This is a genomic window from Photorhabdus laumondii subsp. laumondii, assembly GCF_003343245.1.
Classification (GTDB): domain Bacteria; phylum Pseudomonadota; class Gammaproteobacteria; order Enterobacterales; family Enterobacteriaceae; genus Photorhabdus; species Photorhabdus laumondii.
Genome location: NZ_CP024901.1, coordinates 3,491,912 through 3,509,945 on the forward strand (window position 1 = coordinate 3,491,912; position 18,034 = coordinate 3,509,945).

The window sequence follows — 18,034 nt, forward strand, 5'->3', positions numbered from 1 at the left end:
ATTGCCCTCATTATTCCTGCCAACTGGCTAGGTGTTGGACAAACTCATCCAGCGAACTAATCTGCTCTCCTTCATCTCCCTGTAAAGTCTGTGTAGGACGGCACACCACAATACAGGGAATATTAAGCGCCAGACAGGGCGCCACTTTCTGTTGATATCCCCCCTCGGCCCCGGACTCTTTTGTAATCACCACGTCAGGGTGACAAAACTCATACACTGCATGATTGAATTCAGCCGTAAATGGCCCACGCAACGCGATAATATGATCGACCCCCAATCCTAACGCTTCACACTGAATCAATACCTCGGCGGTCGGCAATACCCGTACCAACAATGTTTTTCCCGGTAGTAAACGCTGATATAGCTCCAGTTGTTTACTGCCGGTGGTGAGCAAGATCCGTTGTCCTAGTGTCCGGGCAACGTCGCAAGCCGCCTCGATACTATTTACTTTGTGCAACAGTGGATGGCTCAGTAAGTCAATCTCACTGGGACGCTGATAGCGAGTAAGCCTCAGTGACAAACGACGACATGCTGTGAGCACATTTTGGCTTAGTGCATCTGCATAAGGATGAGAAGCATCAATCACCCAACGTACTTTATGCTGATCAAAGTAATCCACCATCGCCTCAGCATCCATTCGCCCCACCACCACTTCTCCCTGAATATCACCGGCCAGTTGTCTCCCTGCATCAGTCGCAACAGAGAGACGATAACCTGCTCCTGCTGCATCTAGTGCCTGACAGAGCAACCGGGCATCGCTGGTACCACCGAAAACATGGATAGCCGGATGACTCATAATTCATACCCCCGTGGCGTGATCATCAATCCATCACGGCAATAAGTTGTTTGATTGCCAACAATCACCAGACTGGTCATATCCACCGGGGAGAAATCCATCTCGCCAAACGTAGTAATCCATTTATCCTGTTTTTTACGTCCCGCGGCTTTTACTACGCCAACCGGTGTCTGCGCTGCTTTCCACGGTCGCATAAGGTCAAATGCTTTGGCAAGATGCCCTTCCCGGCCACGGCTACGTGGGTTATAAAAACAGATAACAAAATCGGCTTGTGCGGCGGCAATAATACGTTTCTCAATCATCGGCCACGGCGTTAGCAGATCACTTAAACTGATATGACAAAAATCGTGCATCAACGGCGCGCCTAATAACGACGCCGCAGCAATACTGGCGGTGATCCCGGCGACCAATTTAACTTCAAGATCACACTGTTGCTGGCAAACCAATTCCAGTACTAAGCCGGCCATGCCATAAATTCCCGCATCACCACTGCTGATCAACGCGACTTTACGGCCGGACAATGCCAGATCGATCGCTTTCTGGCAGCGTTCAATCTCTTTGCACATACCGGTCTTAATCACTTCTTTATCCATCGTTAGATGTTTAACTAAATGGGTGTAGGTTTTATAGCCGACAATAATTTCCGCTTCTTGGATCGCTGCAATCGCGTCCTGCGTCATCATGGATTCATTGCCTGGTCCAATACCGATTACTGTTAACATGATTGTGATACCCCCAAAGTGATAGTGACGCCCTGCTGACGCAAGGTCCGACCAACCAATTTTCCTTCACTCATCAACCAAGCGACAGGCTGCGAAACACTGCCAACCCCCACCGTCTGGCGGACAAAATCGGATGCAGGAAAACGTTGCTCATGAAGACTTAATTCATTAACACTGAACAACTGAAACGGTACACGCCAACGTTGTGCTAGCTGATTTAGCGCCGGTTCATCCTTTTTAATCACAACACTGCCGATGGCACGTAACGCCATCAGATCGAAATGGTTTTCCGCCATCTGCTGCTGCAATAGCTCAATCACTGTTTGCAATGGCGTATCCCGGCGACAACCGATCCCGGCCACCACACGCTTCGGCACCAGTTTGTAAACCGGTAGAGGCAATTCCGGCAATGCATCTCGCAATGTGATACACACCAGCGCATCCAGTTCTGGCAATTCTTCCAGACACGCTACCGAGACAAAACCCCGGATATCACACTGCTCACGTTCACTAAGCAGTGGTTCATCCCACCACAACCCCACTTTTTGACCACTGACCAGCATTTGATTTATCACCTTCACCACGTGGCGAAAATCCTGCATATCGGCATCTAATTGCGTGGCAAGGGTGTCCAGCGCCGCCATGCCATTAACATCGGTGGCGGTTGTGATCACCGGATCAGCCCCCAATAACGCCGCCAAATGGTGAGTCAATGCATTAGCGCCACCCACATGACCGGATAACAGGCTAATAACATGCTGACCCCCTTCATCAATCACCACCACAGCGGGATCATGCATCTTGTCATTTATAAGTGGCGCAAGCAGGCGTACCGTGATGCCCAGCGCCGCCACCACCACCAACGCCGAATAGTGTTTAAATGCCTCACGCAACGTGTCGCCAAAGCTGCCATTAAAAGGCGTAAACCCCGGCTCCAGTAACTTTTCGCTGGTAAAACAGGTCAGAGGAAGATGAGTTTTCAATCGATGTACCAGTCTGACCCCTCCCGGCGTCAGACAGAACACCGCAATCGATTCATGCCCGGCGATATTCATGGCTAAACCCCGCATCATAAAGCTTGGAATAGTGGTACTCCTCTCCCAAAAAAGCACCAACCAGAATCAAAGCGGTTTTACGAATACCCGCTGTCTGTACTTTTTCAGCGATATCCGCCAAAGTACCCCGCACGGTTAAGCTTTCATCCCAAGTCGCTTTGTAGATCACCGCGACCGGCGTCGTTGCCGGATAACCACCAGCTTGAAGACGCGCAGCCACATGTCTCATTTTCTGTACAGAAAGATAAATCGCCATTGACGTTTGATGAGCAGCGAAGGATTCCAGTTGTTCGAGCGGCGGCACTGGCGTGCGCCCTTCAATCCGGGTAATGATCAAGCTTTGCGCCACTTCCGGTACGGTGTACTCCACCCCTAATTGCGCTGCCGCCCCAAGGAAAGCACTGACACCCGGTATCGAGACAAAACTGATACCCGCTTCGGTCAAAACTTCGCCTTGTTCGCGTATGGAACCGTACAATGAGAGATCGCCGGTTTGCAGCCGCACCACCAGCTTACCCGCACGTACACCATCAACCATCAGTGCAACAATCTGTTCCAACGTCAGGCCGGCGCTGTCATGACACTCAGCCTCCGGCGGGCAATAATCCAGCAGTTCGGTATTAATCAGTGAACCGGCATAAATCACCACCTGCGCCTGTTGCAGCAAACGGTAACCTTTCAGGGTGATTAGCTCTTTGTCACCCGGTCCGGCCCCGACAAACCACACTTTTCGAGGATCAAAATATTCAGACATCGATCTTCTCCTTGTAACAGGAAATCAGATAAGTCGGATTATTCGGTTTAAAATAGTGACCCGTACCCAAGGTCGCCAGAGTAGATGCTTGTAGCTGTATGCACTCCAATTGACTGATCTGGCAGGTCCGCAAATGTTCCAGTGCATCATTCAGGTTATTCAGCAAAATGAAAGTCAGTACCAAACGGCCACCGGGGTACATGTGATCCAGTGCCCAATCGATCAAGGCAGTCAATTGCCCACCACTGCCACCAATAAATACGGCATCCGCCATCACATCCAACGCTAACGGCGCTTCTCCTGCAATAATCTCCACATTATGACAACCGAGTCGTTGACGATTCTCCTCAATCAAGGCCAGTGCCGCCGGGTTGCGTTCAATGGCAGTAACGGTCAGCGCCGGGAAACATAACGCCGCCTCCAATGCCACACTGCCCGTACCCGCTCCCACATCAATCAATTGGCTAGCACCATTGAGTTCCAGCCGCTCCAGCGCCAATGCACGTACAGGTTCTTTGGTCATTGGCACTTTCTGTCCGCGTAAAAATTCATCATCTCTCATTTAGGATCACCACCACATTCATGTCATAGTCAATCGCCACCGCTTCCGGCCGCAGACGGTGAATACGCTCATTAGGTAAAGAGAGGTTTTCACCAATAATCAATGTACGGTTCAGGCCGCGTTCAATAATGGCCTGCGCAATTGCCCGCGGACCGACGCGCCCATCCGTTACCATGCCTACTTTGTCGTGTTGCAAAAGCCAGTCAAAATCTGGGGTACGCCCGTGACTGCTAGTCAGATAGATATCGTTCATATCCAGCGCAGCTTTGGCACACAGATACTGAATTGAACTGATACCCGGAATGATGCGCAGATCATCTGCGGTAAAATATTCAGACAATAATTTGCCAATGCCATATAACAGCGGGTCACCAGACGCTAATACCACAATCCGACGTGTACTGTTGTTCTGTAGCCAAGCAAGCAAACCAGCAAGATCCGCATCCAGTACGCGGGTTTCGTGGGTGATGCCGCTAAATATCTCCAGATGGCGTCTACCACCAACCAATACCTCCGCCTCAGTGATAGAGTGCTGTGCCTGCGGTATCAGATACGCAGTATCGCCGGGACCAATTCCCACTACGGTGATCATCGCATTGCCTCCAAAATGTCATTTAATGGGCGACTGGTGCCAAGTATTTGATTATCAAAGGAGAACATAATGGCATCACAGCGCGGCGGGTTAACCGCAAAACGCAACATTTCACTCATTCGTTCACAAATGCGTTCAGCAATACGGTCATAAACCGCTTGCAAGCCGTGTTCCGCAATCAGTTCCATTGCAGCTTCCGTGGTATCGCAGTGACTCACTTCCAACAGTAATTCCTGCGACGCCCCCATCAGTGCCAGATAAGCAATCAACGTTTCCATGCGGCCATCAGCAATATGACTGTGGGTATGGAAAATGCCGGCGGCCACTTTCACCAGTTTGCCGGGATGTCCCACCAACATGATATGGCGGAACCCAAGCCGCACCGCTTCCTGCAACATGTAACCCACGAAGTTACTCATGGTGACCACTAGCTGACCATCAAGCCCTAATTGTTCACGCACAAAACGCTCACCGTGATTGCCCGGCACCAGAATGACCTTTTCTGCACCCGCCGAACGTTTCATTTCCAGCTCTATCGCCAACGAACGTTTCCAACTCTCCTCCGACATTGGCGTGACGATGCCAGTAGTACCAATGATGGAAATGCCGCCCAGTATCCCCAATCGCCCGTTGTAAGTTTTCTTTGCCCGCTCTTCACCTTCCGGCGCGAAAATTTCCACCTCCGCGCCCCGTAAAGGACCGATAGCTTCCCGTACTGCGGCCTCAATGGTCTGACGCGGTGTACGATTAATCGCAGAGCTGCCTACCGGTAATCCCACACCTTTACGGGTAACCGTGCCGACACCTTCCCCGCCCCGCAGATGGATCTCACCGTGATCGCACAAGGTGACACGAGCAAAAATCAACATGCCATGAGTGGCATCTACATCATCGCCACCGTCTTTACGGATAGCGGCGGTCGCCTGCTGCCCTTCGATCAACGGCTGTTCAACGTTAAGGCGTAATGTCACACCCGAAGGGGTAACAATAGAAACGTGATCGATAACTTGCTGACGCAGCACCATTAATGCGGCAACCTTAGCGGCAGCGGTAGCACAGGAACCCGTGGTATAACCCTTGCGATACTGCTTACCGTTATGCCAGATGCTGTCTAGTTGCATGGTGTCACTCATTGTGCCTCCTGCAATCGGTACAGAATGGCATTGATAATCGCCGCCGCGATATTACTTCCCCCTTTACGACCTGCGGCGGCGATACAAGGCAGTTCACTTTGCATCAAAGCGGCTTTCGATTCCGCCGCACCGACAAAACCGACAGGCACCCCAACCACCGCCAACGGTGAAGCCTTCCTTTCCAGCAGACGGAACAGGGCGGTTGGCGCGTTACCGAACACGAAGATTTTGTCCCCCTCTTCCGCCAGTGCGACGTCTACCGCGGCCATAGAGCGCGTGATACCCTGCGCTTTCGCCATCGCAACCACTCGCGGATCACTGATATAGCAGCGGCATTCACACCCCATCTGATGTAACAGTGCTTTGTTGATACCGGACTGAGCCATCGTCGTATCGGTATACAAGGTGCATCCCCGACGTAATGCCTCTGTCATGCGGGACAGCACACCCGGCGAGAACCATAAAATATCCAACCAGTCAAAATCTGCGGTGGTGTGGATCACCCGTTTAATCACCGCTTCTTGCATCTCATCAACAAAACGATAATCGGGGCGCTCACTGGCAATAATATCGCCAATGATTGCGAAGCTATTCTGTTCAATTTGCTGAGGTTTCTGGAGGTAATTCATATTGTTGCCCTTTTTTAAGCCATGCCGACCAACAGTAAGCGCAACAGCGCAAACAACAGTAAGGCCAGTTGCGAAGCTATCATCATCAAATAGATGCTGAGCGGGATATCCGTCAGCGCAATTTTACGGCGTTCATCACCCATCCAGGGTTTTTCTACTCGTTCACCAAAATAACAACTCGGACCACCAAGGCGGATACCCAACGCTCCCGCAACCGTCGCTTCCGACCAGCCACAGTTAGGACTGGTATGCTGATAACGATCACGCCAGCCAATACGCAGTGCCTGACGAAAATCAAGCCGAATGAACCAAGCCGCCGCACTTAACAACAGCCAACTCAGCCGCGCCGGTAACCAATTCGCCAGATCATCCATGCGAGCAGAAACATACCCAATGGCGTGATATTCCTGAGTTTTGTACCCCACCATTGAATCAAGGGTGTTAATCGCTTTATAAGCCATTGCCAACGGCGCACCACCAATCATCAGGAAAAACAGTGGCGCGATAACCCCATCAACGCTGTTTTCCGCCACCGTCTCCACGACTGCGCGCGTGATTTGCGGTGCATCCAGTTGAGAAGTATCGCGCCCGACAATCCATGACAATTGCTGGCGACTCTCATCCAATAAGCCCTGTTGTAATACGCCATGTACCTCTAGCGCGGTATCACTCAGACAACGGCCAGCCAACAGGGTATAAATCATCCACACTTCGACCAGCCAGCCGACCCAAGGATGAATGGCGTTCATCAGCCACAAGCATCCCCAACTCACCAACCAAGTCAGCCCAACAACCACTATCCATAGCCCTGCTCCACCGACTTTCAATGCTCGTTCACTGTGACAACAGCGCCGAACTGCCCGCTGTACCAAAGAGATCAGCTTACCAATCCAACGCACCGGATGAGGCCAATGCGGCGGATCACCTAACCAGCTATCGAGCAAGAAAGCAGCAAACCAGGCAGCAAGTGTCACAATAACCTCCTCGCAGACCTCAACCAGCGATCAAGCAGACTAGGACGCTGAGCAAAATGGATATGAAGATAACTAGCCAGTGTCTGCTGTACCTGATAGCCTCCGGCCCATTGCTGTATTGCCATCCCGTCACGCCATTTAGTACAGTCAAAGACTGAAGGCACTGAGCTGATAAAATCAGAATAATGAAACTCGTGGCCCCGTAAAATCTCACCTTCTGCGGCCAGCAAAGTGTCAAAACGGGCCTGTGCCTGACAGTAACCAAAGCGCATCAACCGCGTACCCATATGGCTTTCCCCCGGCAGAATACCGGCCATCTGGTGACTCGCCCCTTCTCCATCGGTCAACGATTTCCCAAGGTACATCAGGCCACCGCATTCAGCATAAATGGGAACTTGACGACAATGCGCATCCTGTAAAGCTTCCCGCATGGCACTATTGGCGGCCAACTTAGCGGCATATATTTCCGGGTAGCCCCCACCGAGATAAATCATCTGACAATCGGGTAAACGGCGATCATGCAGTGGACTAAAACGGTGAATACGGACCCCCACCCGTTCCAACATCTCCAGATTATCTGGGTAATAAAAATTAAAGGCTTCATCATCTGCCAATGCTAGCGTCAAGCCATCAGCCAATGCGGGATCAGGCAATGATGGTGCCTCACCCTTGGGTAAAGTAGGACAATCACAAAGCGCCAACAGACGATCAAGATTGATATGCGCCTCCACCTGCTGAGCCAACCGTTGCCAACGAGCATCATTGTCAGCCTGCTCTTGAGCAGGAATAAGGCCAAGATGACGAGACGGTAATGACACATCCTTCATCACGGGCAAACGCCCCAGCACCGGCACACCACAATAATGTTCAATCGCATGACGAATAAGTTCGAAATGATTTTCAGAATTGACGCGGTTAACAATGACGCCCGCAATCGTTAGAGAGGGATCAAAACGACAAAAACCCAGAACAGTGGCGGCAACAGAGGTCGATACTGCCTTGCCGTCCACCAACAAAATCACCGGGCATCCCAACTGCTTAGCCATTGCAGCGCTACTGCAATAGTTTGGGTTGGTACCATAACCATCATACAACCCCATCACACCTTCAATGACCGCGACATCAGCATGACGCATGTGCTGATTATAAAGACCATTAAGCGTCGCGGTTGGCAGCATAAATGCATCAAGATTACGAGATGCTACGCCACACACCGAGCTGTGCCAGCCGCTATCCAGATAATCCGGCCCCACTTTAAACGGCTGGACAGTCAACCCTCTCAACATCAATGCTCGCAAAATGCCAAGGGTAACCGTAGTCTTACCACAACCACTACCCGTACCCGCGATAACAAATGCCTTCCTACCTGACCATTGCATAGAAAATTCCCGATATGTCGATCGGAAAAGGAGCGCCAATAAGACGTGCCAACACCGCGCACACCACTTGGATGACAACTCGCTTCCCACCGAAGGAGTTAATGTCTCGTGCCTGTCAGGTCGGTCTTCTGGCTTAGCGTCACCCTTCCCCGCAACCTTCCCAGTCTTTCCGACCAGTGGCATCAGCGGAGTTGTCAGCATCACAGCAGCGGGGGCTGCGGAGGACTTTCACCTCCTTCCCAACCACACCATTAAGGTGTGGTATTAACCTAACGGCGGTTTATACCCGTCATCTTTCAAGTTGCCTCTTTGTTGGCTGCACTCTCTCACCCCGGTCACATAGTTTGCTATGCTCCCGGGGATTCGCTCCCTTGCCGCCGCGACGCATCTTGAAATCCATAGGGTCTATTTATTTTTAACGTGGTCTACTTTTCAAGTTATTAATTATTAGATAACTAATGATATATATTCATTTTTACCATAATAACCTTATTAAATTCATTGAATTTAAATGCAGATTAAATATATATTTCTCACACCAATAAAGCGGCTAATTTTATTATTTTCGGCGATAAACTTATGCGCTTTATAACAAAAATCACCATCAATCTGGTGATAAAGATGGTAACAACATAGCAACAGATTAATCATTGATCATAATCAACTATCTATTCATATCACATAAGCTTATGATGTTTCTTATCATAAAATCGCTCCTTACATCATCTGTATAACCACAAATCACAATGAGAACTACCTATGTTATTATATACCTCCATACCTCGTATTCTTGGCACCTGTTTTTATTACTCACCGAAATCAGAACAAGTCCGCCCACTAATTCCATTGCTTATCGATATTGATAAATTATTTCCCTAGTCAAATAACCGCAAAATAGAAAATCTGACAAAAAAGCTCGCGACCTTCTCAGCCGAATCTCTACAATATGACGACTCTATCTTGTTCCAAGGACAAGGCGTTATGCCAACCCACCTTGGGGATCGGTTTATCTGGACAGAGAAAACGTGTTATCAGGTGCAAGCACACTGGCTTACCGGGAATTTCTGGCAAAACAGAATATTGTCATGTCCAGTGAACAACGGGAACCCGAAGATCAATTCAGTCTGATACTGCTGGCTTTGGTTTACATTTTGGAACAAGGACATAAACCCGCTGCACGTACATTGTTAGAACAGCACTTACTGCCTTGGGCTTACCATTATCTGGAATTGATGCAGACAACCAAACTAGAAAATGATTTTTATCCCATTTTAGCCACTATTGCTATTGACTATTTAAAAACACTGCAAACTGAATTAAAACTCATTCCGGCAAGACTAAAATTATTTTGCTAACACTTTTATTATTCCACAACAAATGCTCCGGGTGATAAATTTAGTAACAACTAATAAATATACATTCTCCCGGAATTCAACTCCCATTTAATCAACTCATCCTTTATAACAACGAATTTATACCAGAAAAATCTTTATAATCCGTCCTCGTTCCATTGAACGTTATAGCTCTATTGCCGTATATAAAACTATTTAGCTGATTTTTATGTTATTTATTATTGGCTATGGATAACAGGCAGCCAATAGAATGATCTTATGCGCTAAAAAAACCGTCTATTAATTCATAAATTAGTAAACATTAAATACTCATATAGAGGATTTATTAAATTTCTAAAAAAAACTTAGCCATAAACTTTATTTCATTGAATGTCTGTTTCCATTACATGGAAAGATTAACAATGTAAACAACACGAGGTAAAAATATGAAGAAAATTTTTTTAGCTACACTTATTACAGGGATTGTATCAGCAAGTTTTTTTGCACAAGCACTTCCCGAAAATAACAGCGAGCATATTGCTGATCTGCAAGACAATACCAGCAACGAAGCTCCACTATTAAAATCTACCGATCCGGGCGCTGAGCGATTTAAGCATGTCGGAAAACTGAGCGGTCGCGGCCAATGTACCGCGACACTTATTGCCGGTTCAGAAACCCCTGATGCCAATCAACAAGCACTTATTCTTTCCGCGGGCCATTGTTTTGATTCTTCATTAGATACCAATGAAGTCATCATTGATCAACCTGTAGGCCCAGGTTGGACATACACGCCAAACTACTTCATTGACTTAATTAATGAACACCAACCTGTTGATGTTGATAGAGTTTTATACGCAACAATGAAAGGCGGCGACCTTGCGGTTTTCAGACTTAAAGCAACGTATGGTGAGTTGGCAAAGCGCGGAATACTGCCGGTAACCTTACAAAAAGATCATGAACCATCGGCATTAGAATTAACCAGCCAGCAGATTGAACTTGCTCATATTCCGGTCAATGGCATAGAGAGTGATAAACGTTACCTGCGCTATTCGGCTTGCAACATTACTGGAAAAGCTTCGCTTGTATATGAAGGCATATGGGCTTGGTCTCCGGCCGCTGCGGTTAATTGCGCCGGTGTTGCAGGAGGAACTTCGGGTTCACCGGTTATGTTAAAAGATCAATCCAAGATAATTGGTGTATTAAATACCACCGTCGATCGAAGTTACTGGGGTTGCGGTCTTAACCGGCCTTGTGAATTTATTATCGATCACAGTTTCTCACGTACAGGTGCCAGCTATTATATGCCTATTGATAAAATTGCACGTGCATTTACTTCTGATGGAAAACTGGATTTAAGTAAATTTGATGATGGCAAAGGGATCACTATTAACACCAGCGGCCCATTAATTACAAAGGGTACCGTTAACAACAAACCTGTCACCTGGAATTTACGCCTTGAAGAGAAAGGTTTTGATAATATTCGCTATAAAAGAGGACTTGCGAGTAATGTTGATTGTACCGATCCTAAAGGATACAGCAAACCTGTTCCAGTCACGACACAACCGCTGGAAAAACTTACCGTTCCTTCCAAAGAAGGGATATATACCATGTGTGTCATTGGGCAACATTCTGCAAATAAACGCTGGCAGAGTACATCTAACGCATCAATAAAACTACGTGAAATTGATAACACCCTTCCGGGAATAAGACCGGATTCAACATTACTTTTTCAAACAGATGATAGCTGGGTTATCGACCTCAGATTTAGACCTTGGGAAGTTGTTGATATACGTTATAAAGCAGGCCCAAGAAAATCGACAAAATGCGATGATTATAAAAATTACTCTACTTATAGAAGAGTACCGATTACGATTAAAAAGAAAGACTCTCCAATACGCTTTTGTATGTATGGCTTAGATCAAGCAGGCAACATAGGTGCAATATTTTTTGAGGACTTTGGAGAACAAAAATAAATTTTTAAAATGGGCCTGCATTTGCGCTGAGAAATCCCCACAAACTCAGCGCTAATAAATCAAAACCTTATTTCGATAGATTTTGGCAAAATGGTTTAATACATTGTCGAGAGCTATCACTAGTAAAATTAGCGGAGAATGTCGTAAGATATTCTCCACCATACCGCTGACAAACCTCGTTGAAAATAACGGGGTTTGTTTCTTTTATTATGAATCATAATGCCATCCATTTTCCTCATTAACCCGATGTAATCCTCCACCAAGGCGTTATTTTCGCCTATCCTGCAATAAAATACTCGCTCTCCTGAGATAAAAACAACACAGCATTGCGACCAGCAAGGCTATCTTCTTAATATTTTGGGCTATAGATAACAGGACAGCCATTATTGTGGCAATACAATGGGGCAACTAATTCGCGGATAAATTCGAAATCAATAGCGGCATCGACTTGACGGACTATACCCGTTATCTTTCAAGTTGCCTCTTTGTTGGCTGCACTCCCTCACCCCGGTCACATAGTTATCTATGCTCCCGGGGATTCGCTCCCTTGCCGCCGCGATGCATCTCGAAATCCATAGGGTATAAATGATTTTTAGGAACCAGCTCGTCAAGCGAGAGTGTTTCTGGCGGGAAAGTCTGGAGAGTGGGTGTTCTTAACAAGGTGGCAAGCCCCGTTTAGTGAACGGAACTTAATTAAAACAGAGTGCCGGATAAAAAAACAGCACTTTGTCAATAATCTGATATTATTTCATCAGAAAAATGTTGTTGCGCAATGATCGACACGTGTTATGCTGTCTCTCGTAACGCAACAGGACTCAAACAATGATTAAAAGTTGGAAGCATAAAGGGCTACGAAAGTATTATGAGAAGGGAACCACGGCGGGAATTGTTGCACACCACGCTAACAGGCTAGACCTACTGTTAAACGCATTAGATTTAGCAAGCGGCCTGAATGATTTAAGTTTACCGAGTTTTCAACTTCACCCACTTACAGGAGATCGAAAGAGTATTTGGGCGGTAAGCGTATCGGGTAACTGGAGGTTAACTTTCGAATTTAACGATGGTGATGTTTATATACTGAACTACGAGGACTATCATTAATGACTAAACGTATGCCACCCCATCCGGGGCGCTATATCTCTGACGAGATAGAGCACTTAAATATTAGTCTTAGAGCGCTTGCTCGTGCACTGGATGTCTCACCGTCAACTATTGGGCGTGTTGTTGAAGGTAGCGCGGCAGTAACGCCAGGAATGGCCGTTCGTTTAGCCAACGTGATCGGCAGTACGCCGGAAATGTGGCTGAGACTCCAGGAAGCGTATAGCTTGGCACAAGTTAAACAGGAAATAGATTTAACTCGTCTCACTCCCCTGTTTACGCCAATACCTTAACATGGCGGCAAGCTCCGTCTGGTGAACGGAGCTGAATTAAAACAGAGCGCCGGATAAAAAAACCAGCACTTTGTCAATAATCTGACGGAGAATGTCGTAAGATATTCTCCGTAATATCAAATAAGAAATAACTCGTCTCGATTTAAGGCTATTTGCCTGATATCTCAAGTTAAGGCCCTTTATTTTCAGCATTGTATACTATTAACCAAAGGATTATCGTACTCAGCGTGGCTAATAAACTCAGGATGAGTAAGCGCCCTTCTAAGTGACTATAAAATCCAAAACCAAAAGCGCCACTTTTTCACCATGAGAGTTCTGCTCTATCTGCATTCGGTGACTGTAATGATGATAGATACATCACAAGTTCTTGAGTGGGTAAAACAGAAATACCCTGCTATCATGGGGAAAGATAGCAATCAATAAACGAGATCACGTGGTTCCAAATAAGAAGTGATTTGCCATTTAAAACAGGCGGCAATAGTGGTGATGGAGGCAGCAACGATATGTTTGAAATCAGAGTAAAAAAACTTAAAGATGATCTAAACCTCATCAAAACCGATCTCGCAGTTATGAAAGCTAACTATGCAACAAAGGAAGATATCGCATCTGTGAGAATTGAGGTTCACCAATCTATTGCAACTCAAACCAAATGGATTGCCGCCACAATGTTAGGAATAACTGGTCTGGCAATTGGTATTGCAAAGCTTATCTTCTAAAGACATATCACCTATTACTCACCCGGTAGGGTGGTTTTTCAAAGACACACAGTGAACAGGCAACCGAGAAAAGAATGGACACATACTTCAACGCATTTACGAGTGGGCTGTGGTGAGTTGATAGGATTAGTGATATATTTCGAGAATCTACAATAGGTTCATGAGGGAATGTGATGTATTTTGAAGGCTTTGGATGGTATGTGTTTATGTCTCTTTTCGTATGCGGTTGGATCACTGTCCCCATCGGGCTAATATCTTCCTATGCTGTGTATAAATACAAGAACCCAATAATTAAAATTATATGTACGTTAATAGCGTTAGCATTTTTAATTCCTGTAATTGCCGCTTTATTGGGTTCGATGGGATTAGTTGAATTTTAAATAATAAACGAAGTTAAAAACCGACCTCGCAAATACGCTGAGGGGAATCCCCATAAACTCAGCATTAATAAATCAAAACCTTATTTCGATAGATTTTGTCGAGATGGTTTAATACATTATCGAGAACTATCACTAGTAAAATTAGCGGAGAATGTCGTAAGACATTCTCCGTAATATCAAATAAGAAATAACTCGTCTCGACTTAAGGCTATTTGCCTGATATCTCAGGTGAAGCCCTTTATTTTCAGCATTGTATACCACTAGCCAAAAGATTATCGTACTCAGCGTGGCTAATAAACTCAGGACGGATTTTTCAGAGCGTTTGCTGATTTTTTCATTTTTACTGACAAATATCAATTCAATTAAAACGTCTCAGTTTTTTCAAGTTTAATATGATAAACATCACCTATACCCTATGGATTTCAAGATGCATGGCGACGGCAAGGGAGCGAATCCCCGGGAGCATAGATAACGATGTGACCGGGGTGAGCGAGTGCAGCCAACAAAGAAGCAACTTGAAAGATGACGGGTATATAATCATATTAATACAACAAACATACAGATGATGTTTTTATAATTGATGGAATTATTTTGAAATTAGATAAAACCAATTTGTTATTATTTACATAATAAACCACATCCGTAAAAGATGCATTCACAAACATTTCATCAGGATGTGCATTTAAAAAAACAATTCAACAGATAAAAATATGAATTATATACCCTATGGATTTCAAGATGCATCGCGACGGCAAGGGAGTGAATCCCCGGGAGCATAGCAAACTATGTGACCGGGGTGAGCGAGCGCAGCCAACAAAGAGGCAACTTGAAGGATAACGGGTATACTTATAATTACGATATCAATAACGTCCAACAACACTTGCTTAAGTACAAATAAAATAACTCTACTGGGATCAGCTCTTAATATCCTATGGAAGCTATCTGATGGGTGAAAATTGACCCACAAAAATCACCTAATGAGGTTCCGAATAATTTCATCAAAGGAGTTTATTAATATGATCACTTTGAAAACGTTAATTGGTACAACTATTGTGATTCTAGCTTCGTCAACACAATTAGCTTTAGCTGCTGAGACAAAAGAAAACATTACCGATAAGGAGGCAACATTAGAAGTTTCAGAAAGTAGAATTTCTAATTTATCAGCCACATATGCACTACAAATTAAAAACTCATCAGCGACAAAGAGTATTACTCTTGTTACGCAATCATCTAATTGCATGTACGATAGTGGAGATGAAAAAATACGCTTAGAGGCAGGTAAAACCTATCTGGGAAATTTACAGGATAATAATAACTGGATAGATGGATGTACAAATGAAACTAAAACTGTCGATTGGAGTGTTAGTTATATTAATGTTGCCAATACCGACACAGAAAATTATACACTAACATTTCGGCATGGTCGTGGTCATGCAAATTCAGATGGATCTGGCCCTGAATGGTATACATTGATTAAAGGGTGTCCTGATATAGTTGAAAATGCTATTTGCGGAGGACAGATTTGTTATAACAGCCAAGCTTATTGGGTAAGAAATCGAAGTGTAAATATAGAGCTTTCCGTTAAATAAATTTGGATGTGTTAGTTGAAACTTTATCTAAAATTGAGAGTTACCTGTTTTGATATGGTTACCAAATCCCATACAAGATTACAGGTAACTCTCAGTTTATTTCGTTATAACAAATCTCCAGAATCAGAATACGCAAATCAGAAAAAAATAGTGACTAATACAGATCATAGCCAATCTGTTTCCACCATGATTGGGAAAGGCACGCATTTTGCCAATATATGTGCTCTACTTTGACCATTTTTAGGTTATTTTATGAACAATAGCTGTTCACAATTAAACCATTTGCAATTCTGTTCCCCATAATCGTCATTTTGGTCATTTATTAACACACAGATATACCCAGTTTTTACCCTTTCAATCCCCATTTAATGCCCCAGCACACTGCTTCAACACGATTTATTGTTAATTTATAAATTCTATAAAACCTTGGTTTAACAGAAACCGTCAATCTGGCGAAAAATTCAGCGCAACAAAGCTTTGTTGATGCTAATTTTGCACGTGGAAATGTTGAAATTGTTAATACTAAGAGCATATATCCGCGAATCAATTTCTTCCCACCATTGGGTAAAGAATCTCGTGGATTCTTTGCGATTGAAGCAGATCTGACAAATGATAATACGCAATCTATTTATTTATATAAGAGGAATGTCGCGGGTAATAATATTTATCTCATTAATTTTCCTAATAAAAGCGGTATATTAGCGACAATTGATGATATAACTGCGCCAGTCGGCGTCCCACTTCCGTATCCATCCCGTTATACACCCGCAGGCTATCTTACGTGTAATGGTCAAGCATTTGATAAATCTAGATACCCCCAACTAGCCATAGCTTATCCGTCAGGAATACTGCCAGATTTACGCGGTGAATTTATCCGTGGTTGGGATGACAGCCGAGGGGTAGATATGGGACGCGGAATGTTGTCTTGGCAGCCAGCAGGGATTCAAGATCATATGCACTATAAGGTGATTTCAAAACAAGTCGTTGAAGACCTTGTACTTGCGGGAAATCAATCGTGGGGAACCGAGAAAAACAGTACATATACACGTTCACTAGATCAAAACATATCGACTGGCGGAGTAATCGGAACAACTGTAAATGAAACCCGCCCCCGCAATATTGCATTTAACTACATAGTGAGAGCAGCATAATGACAGAACAAAAATATTCTTTAGAACCGGAAACGGCAATCTTAGGTAAAGATGGATTGGCAGAAAAAGCGGGCTGGCTGACAATCTACCATGCAGCACCTCATTCAAGGGAATTTATCGGCGTGACACCAGAATATCTGATGAAGGGAGTTGGCATACCGGCCAGTTCCTATACAAATGCTCCGACACTTCCTGACTCCGATTCTCTGGCTGTCAGGCGCACGGCAGACGGAGAGCACTGGGAAATTGTCCCCGATTACCGTGGAAAAACAGCTTACAACACACAAACTCGCTTACCGCAAGAAATTACTGATCTGGGTGAACTACCCAAAACCCTGACATTCGAACAACCGGCTACTCATTTTGATCGATGGGATGGCTCAAAGTGGGTGACTGACAAAGTGGCAATAAAGGATAGTGAGATTGAGCAGGCAGAACAACTGCGCGACACGCTGTGTACACAATCTAATGAAACCATTACGTTGCTACAATATGCCGTTGATACTGAATTGGCTTCGGAAGAGGAACAGACACTGTTACTTGAATGGAAAAAGTATCTGGTATTGCTGAACCGTGTTGATACTTCATTGGCCCCTGATATTAAGTGGCCTGAGATGCCAGAATGACAACAATAAGGGCTGCTTATGCAGCCCAATGACAATCGAAGTCAGAAATCTCACATGTCATTTGAATTGCTAAAATTTCGGTGACGCATTTTTTATAAAGGCAGATTAGACTAATAAGTTACCGTCTTGATGGTCAAGTTCTAATAGCATAGTTTTCATCATATGGTATTACTTGTATTTTTCTATATTGGGGAGTTTTAGTGATGCTTCTATGTTATAGGGGCCATTTATATTATGAATAAAGTATTCTGCTTTGCATTGTAGCTAAGATTTATTTTGTT

19 protein-coding genes, 2 pseudogenes and 1 riboswitch are annotated in these 18,034 nt (G+C 45.1%); of the genes and pseudogenes, 9 read left to right on the forward strand and 12 right to left on the reverse strand.

The window, feature by feature from the left end:
* Positions 1 to 10: 10 nt before the first annotated feature.
* The 10 genes from PluTT01m_RS15405 to PluTT01m_RS15450 are packed head-to-tail and all read right to left on the reverse strand — an operon-like array spanning position 11 to position 8,596.
* Positions 11 to 796, reverse strand: a complete 786-nt coding sequence (locus tag PluTT01m_RS15405; protein WP_011147209.1) for a cobalt-precorrin-6A reductase — start codon at positions 794 to 796, stop codon at positions 11 to 13.
* Entirely contained in the window at positions 793 to 1,518 is a 726-nt protein-coding gene (locus PluTT01m_RS15410; protein ID WP_011147210.1) for a precorrin-3B C(17)-methyltransferase, read from the reverse strand. Before PluTT01m_RS15410 ends, PluTT01m_RS15405 begins: the two co-directional genes overlap by 4 nt.
* Positions 1,512 to 2,573 carry a cobalt-precorrin 5A hydrolase gene (cbiG, locus tag PluTT01m_RS15415; protein WP_011147211.1) on the reverse strand — a complete coding sequence of 354 codons (1,062 nt, stop codon included), beginning with the start codon at positions 2,571 to 2,573 and terminating at the stop codon, positions 1,512 to 1,514. The genes PluTT01m_RS15410 and cbiG overlap by 7 nt, the downstream gene beginning before the upstream one ends.
* Positions 2,554 to 3,327 (reverse strand): cobalt-precorrin-4 methyltransferase, encoded by a 774-nt coding sequence (locus tag PluTT01m_RS15420; protein ID WP_011147212.1) that lies wholly within the window; start codon positions 3,325 to 3,327, stop codon positions 2,554 to 2,556. Before PluTT01m_RS15420 ends, cbiG begins: the two co-directional genes overlap by 20 nt.
* Complete coding sequence (locus PluTT01m_RS15425; protein ID WP_011147213.1) at positions 3,320 to 3,889, reverse strand: decarboxylating cobalt-precorrin-6B (C(15))-methyltransferase; 570 nt, start codon at positions 3,887 to 3,889, stop codon at positions 3,320 to 3,322. Before PluTT01m_RS15425 ends, PluTT01m_RS15420 begins: the two co-directional genes overlap by 8 nt.
* On the reverse strand, positions 3,879 to 4,481 hold the full coding sequence (locus PluTT01m_RS15430) for a cobalt-precorrin-7 (C(5))-methyltransferase (protein WP_011147214.1): 603 nt from the start codon (positions 4,479 to 4,481) through the stop codon (positions 3,879 to 3,881). The genes PluTT01m_RS15425 and PluTT01m_RS15430 overlap by 11 nt, the downstream gene beginning before the upstream one ends.
* A complete protein-coding gene (gene cbiD / locus PluTT01m_RS15435) occupies positions 4,478 to 5,614 on the reverse strand; it encodes a cobalt-precorrin-5B (C(1))-methyltransferase CbiD (RefSeq protein WP_011147215.1) in 1,137 nt (378 codons plus the stop codon). The genes PluTT01m_RS15430 and cbiD overlap by 4 nt, the downstream gene beginning before the upstream one ends.
* Entirely contained in the window at positions 5,611 to 6,243 is a 633-nt protein-coding gene (locus PluTT01m_RS15440; protein WP_011147216.1) for a cobalt-precorrin-8 methylmutase, read from the reverse strand. The genes cbiD and PluTT01m_RS15440 overlap by 4 nt, the downstream gene beginning before the upstream one ends.
* A gap of 14 nt (positions 6,244 to 6,257) precedes the next feature.
* Positions 6,258 to 7,217 (reverse strand): adenosylcobinamide-phosphate synthase CbiB, encoded by a 960-nt coding sequence (gene cbiB / locus PluTT01m_RS15445; protein ID WP_011147217.1) that lies wholly within the window; start codon positions 7,215 to 7,217, stop codon positions 6,258 to 6,260.
* The gene (locus PluTT01m_RS15450) at positions 7,214 to 8,596 is read right to left on the reverse strand and encodes a cobyrinic acid a,c-diamide synthase CobB (protein WP_011147218.1); all 1,383 of its coding nucleotides are present in this window, start codon (positions 8,594 to 8,596) and stop codon (positions 7,214 to 7,216) included. Before PluTT01m_RS15450 ends, cbiB begins: the two co-directional genes overlap by 4 nt.
* Positions 8,597 to 8,610: 14 nt before the next feature.
* Here PluTT01m_RS15450 and PluTT01m_RS27930 point away from each other — a divergent pair, with 14 nt between their 5' ends.
* The 5 genes from PluTT01m_RS27930 to PluTT01m_RS15470 all read left to right on the forward strand — a co-directional run bounded on the left by PluTT01m_RS27930 (position 8,611) and on the right by PluTT01m_RS15470 (position 13,291).
* Positions 8,611 to 8,733, forward strand: a complete 123-nt coding sequence (locus PluTT01m_RS27930) for a hypothetical protein (protein WP_255562387.1) — start codon at positions 8,611 to 8,613, stop codon at positions 8,731 to 8,733.
* A riboswitch (cobalamin riboswitch) is annotated at positions 8,698 to 8,883 on the reverse strand. (Overlaps the previous gene by 36 nt.)
* A gap of 723 nt (positions 8,884 to 9,606) precedes the next feature.
* The gene (locus PluTT01m_RS27610) at positions 9,607 to 9,951 is read left to right on the forward strand and encodes a molecular chaperone TorD family protein (RefSeq protein ID WP_238397889.1); all 345 of its coding nucleotides are present in this window, start codon (positions 9,607 to 9,609) and stop codon (positions 9,949 to 9,951) included.
* Between the two features lie 422 nt (positions 9,952 to 10,373).
* A complete protein-coding gene (locus tag PluTT01m_RS15460; RefSeq protein WP_011147219.1) occupies positions 10,374 to 11,900 on the forward strand; it encodes a trypsin-like serine peptidase in 1,527 nt (508 codons plus the stop codon).
* A gap of 822 nt (positions 11,901 to 12,722) precedes the next feature.
* Positions 12,723 to 13,001, forward strand: a complete 279-nt coding sequence (locus tag PluTT01m_RS15465; protein WP_011147220.1) for a type II toxin-antitoxin system RelE/ParE family toxin — start codon at positions 12,723 to 12,725, stop codon at positions 12,999 to 13,001.
* The gene (locus PluTT01m_RS15470) at positions 13,001 to 13,291 is read left to right on the forward strand and encodes a HigA family addiction module antitoxin (protein WP_011147221.1); all 291 of its coding nucleotides are present in this window, start codon (positions 13,001 to 13,003) and stop codon (positions 13,289 to 13,291) included. Before PluTT01m_RS15465 ends, PluTT01m_RS15470 begins: the two co-directional genes overlap by 1 nt.
* A gap of 85 nt (positions 13,292 to 13,376) precedes the next feature.
* Here the strand turns inward: PluTT01m_RS15470 and PluTT01m_RS27615 are convergent.
* Positions 13,377 to 13,633, reverse strand: a pseudogene (locus PluTT01m_RS27615) (IS4 family transposase); the annotation flags it as partial.
* A gap of 113 nt (positions 13,634 to 13,746) precedes the next feature.
* Between PluTT01m_RS27615 and PluTT01m_RS15480 the strand changes: the two are divergent.
* Positions 13,747 to 14,007: a hypothetical protein gene (locus PluTT01m_RS15480; protein ID WP_011147223.1), complete on the forward strand. Its 261-nt coding sequence runs from the start codon at positions 13,747 to 13,749 to the stop codon at positions 14,005 to 14,007.
* 444 nt (positions 14,008 to 14,451) lie between these two features.
* Here PluTT01m_RS15480 and PluTT01m_RS15490 read toward each other — a convergent pair.
* A pseudogene (locus PluTT01m_RS15490) lies at positions 14,452 to 14,693 on the reverse strand (IS4 family transposase); the annotation flags it as partial.
* A gap of 710 nt (positions 14,694 to 15,403) precedes the next feature.
* On the opposite strand from PluTT01m_RS15490, the gene PluTT01m_RS15500 reads away from it, so the two are divergent.
* The 3 genes from PluTT01m_RS15500 (at position 15,404) to PluTT01m_RS15510 (ending at position 17,753) form a co-directional block, all read left to right on the forward strand.
* Positions 15,404 to 15,976: a hypothetical protein gene (locus PluTT01m_RS15500; RefSeq protein WP_011147224.1), complete on the forward strand. Its 573-nt coding sequence runs from the start codon at positions 15,404 to 15,406 to the stop codon at positions 15,974 to 15,976.
* A gap of 560 nt (positions 15,977 to 16,536) precedes the next feature.
* Positions 16,537 to 17,127 (forward strand): phage tail protein, encoded by a 591-nt coding sequence (locus PluTT01m_RS15505; protein WP_049789782.1) that lies wholly within the window; start codon positions 16,537 to 16,539, stop codon positions 17,125 to 17,127.
* Positions 17,127 to 17,753 carry a tail fiber assembly protein gene (locus PluTT01m_RS15510; protein ID WP_041380156.1) on the forward strand — a complete coding sequence of 209 codons (627 nt, stop codon included), beginning with the start codon at positions 17,127 to 17,129 and terminating at the stop codon, positions 17,751 to 17,753. Before PluTT01m_RS15505 ends, PluTT01m_RS15510 begins: the two co-directional genes overlap by 1 nt.
* Positions 17,754 to 18,034 lie beyond the last annotated feature (281 nt).

Bases quoted from the DNA above. Each gene is read 5' to 3' on its own strand.
- PluTT01m_RS15405 (WP_011147209.1), bottom strand. From the start codon at position 796: ATGAGTCATCCGGCTATCCATGTTTTCGGTGGTACCAGCGATGCCCGG.
- PluTT01m_RS15410 (WP_011147210.1), bottom strand. From the start codon at position 1,518: ATGTTAACAGTAATCGGTATTGGACCAGGCAATGAATCCATGATGACG.
- cbiG (WP_011147211.1), bottom strand. From the start codon at position 2,573: ATGAATATCGCCGGGCATGAATCGATTGCGGTGTTCTGTCTGACGCCG.
- PluTT01m_RS15420 (WP_011147212.1), bottom strand. From the start codon at position 3,327: ATGTCTGAATATTTTGATCCTCGAAAAGTGTGGTTTGTCGGGGCCGGA.
- PluTT01m_RS15425 (WP_011147213.1), bottom strand. From the start codon at position 3,889: ATGAGAGATGATGAATTTTTACGCGGACAGAAAGTGCCAATGACCAAA.
- PluTT01m_RS15430 (WP_011147214.1), bottom strand. From the start codon at position 4,481: ATGATCACCGTAGTGGGAATTGGTCCCGGCGATACTGCGTATCTGATA.
- cbiD (WP_011147215.1), bottom strand. From the start codon at position 5,614: ATGAGTGACACCATGCAACTAGACAGCATCTGGCATAACGGTAAGCAG.
- PluTT01m_RS15440 (WP_011147216.1), bottom strand. From the start codon at position 6,243: ATGAATTACCTCCAGAAACCTCAGCAAATTGAACAGAATAGCTTCGCA.
- PluTT01m_RS15450 (WP_011147218.1), bottom strand. From the start codon at position 8,596: ATGCAATGGTCAGGTAGGAAGGCATTTGTTATCGCGGGTACGGGTAGT.
- PluTT01m_RS27930 (WP_255562387.1), top strand. From the start codon at position 8,611: ATGTCGATCGGAAAAGGAGCGCCAATAAGACGTGCCAACACCGCGCAC.
- PluTT01m_RS15460 (WP_011147219.1), top strand. From the start codon at position 10,374: ATGAAGAAAATTTTTTTAGCTACACTTATTACAGGGATTGTATCAGCA.
- PluTT01m_RS15465 (WP_011147220.1), top strand. From the start codon at position 12,723: ATGATTAAAAGTTGGAAGCATAAAGGGCTACGAAAGTATTATGAGAAG.
- PluTT01m_RS15470 (WP_011147221.1), top strand. From the start codon at position 13,001: ATGACTAAACGTATGCCACCCCATCCGGGGCGCTATATCTCTGACGAG.
- PluTT01m_RS15500 (WP_011147224.1), top strand. From the start codon at position 15,404: ATGATCACTTTGAAAACGTTAATTGGTACAACTATTGTGATTCTAGCT.
- PluTT01m_RS15510 (WP_041380156.1), top strand. From the start codon at position 17,127: ATGACAGAACAAAAATATTCTTTAGAACCGGAAACGGCAATCTTAGGT.